Genomic DNA, 1512 nt, shown 5'->3' with positions numbered 1-1512 from the left:
CCGTCAGCCATTTTTGGTCTCATAAAACCAATCGACTTATCAAACACATTTTTCCAGTTTCCTGAACGTTTGGTAAACTCATCATAAACATCCGTTCTGTTTAACTTTTTAGCCAGCTTGGCAATACACCAATCATCATATGCATATTCTAATGTATTTGAAACCGACGTTCCGCTGCGCTCTGCAGGAATGTAACCCAAATCAATGTAATCACCTATCCCCTCGTAGTCGCGATGATTAGCAGTCGTTATACAAGCATCCAGTGCCTTGTTAGCATCACCATTATATACACCTTTAATAATTGCATCCGTTAAAACAGAAACACTGTGGTAACCACTCATACACCAGTTGTCATTTGCATAGTGAGACCATATCGGAAGCATTTTAAGCGCACTCTGATCATAATGAGCCATCATAGATTTTACAATATCGTTGTTTCTGGCAGGCTGCATAATGTTCAGGAAAGGATGCAGAGCACGATAAGTATCCCACAAAGAGAACGTGGTGTAGTTGTTAAAGCCATCGGCTTTATGTACGTTCTGATCCAACCCTTTATATTCTCCGTTTACGTCGCTATAGTTTGTTGGATTAATAAATGCATGATACATTGCAGTATAAAAATTAATCTTATCATCTTCAGAAGCATCAATTTTAATCTTGTTAAGCTCCTTATTCCACTCTGCCTGTGCCTGCTGTTTTACCTTATCAAAATCCCATCCCTGAGTCTCTGCCTGCATGTTTTCTAATGCATTGGCCTGACTAACCGGTGATAAAGCGAACTTTACCTTGATCTTTTCCTGCTCTTCAGTTTTAAAATCAAAATACATTCTGATACGTCTTCCCGCTATATCAGGGAAGTTTTTAGTCTGGTCAAACTTTCTCCAGAAACCTTTATATACCTGAGGCTTATCGAAATTCTTTTGTCCATAAGAAACAAACGGTTTAGAAAATGACATAGCAAAATACACCGTGCGCGTACGTGCCCAACCATTAGTTTGTCTGTAACCCGTAATTAAAGTATCATTTACCACACGCACAAAAGTCCATACCGTTTTGTCGTCATAGTTATAAATGCCCGACATCAAATCCAGTATAATATGCGATTGATCTGACTTAGGAAATGTATACTGATGCATACCTACCCTATTAGTTGCGGTAAGTTCAGCTAAAATATTGTCATCGTCTAGTTTAACCTTATAATATCCGGCCTCTGCAACCTCATTATCATGAGAAAATGCCGATCTAAACCCTGATTTAGGATCATCCGCTGTACCTGGATTTAATTGAAGTTTTCCTTGAGTTGGCATAATCAGGAAGTCACCCAGATCAGAGTGTCCCGTTCCGCTAAAATGTGTGTGGCTAAATCCTACAATCGTTTTATCCTCATACTTGTACCCTGCACAATACTTATAAACGTCGCCATTATACTTGCCGTTCAATTCGTACGACAAAGTATCAGTATCAGGGCTTAGCTGAACAGATCCAAAAGGAACCGTAGCTCCTGGATAAGTA

At 39.4% G+C, this 1512-nt stretch carries 1 protein-coding gene; it reads right to left on the bottom strand.

Going from position 1 to position 1512, the window contains the following annotated elements:
- Positions 1-1512, bottom strand: a 1512-nt coding sequence (locus tag AC1DG9_RS26935; RefSeq protein WP_477635677.1) for a GH92 family glycosyl hydrolase, incomplete at both ends; no start/stop codon positions are given.

This window comes from Pedobacter sp. 05L430, assembly GCF_056397585.1.
This window is presented reverse-complemented; position numbering and strand designations above follow the sequence as displayed.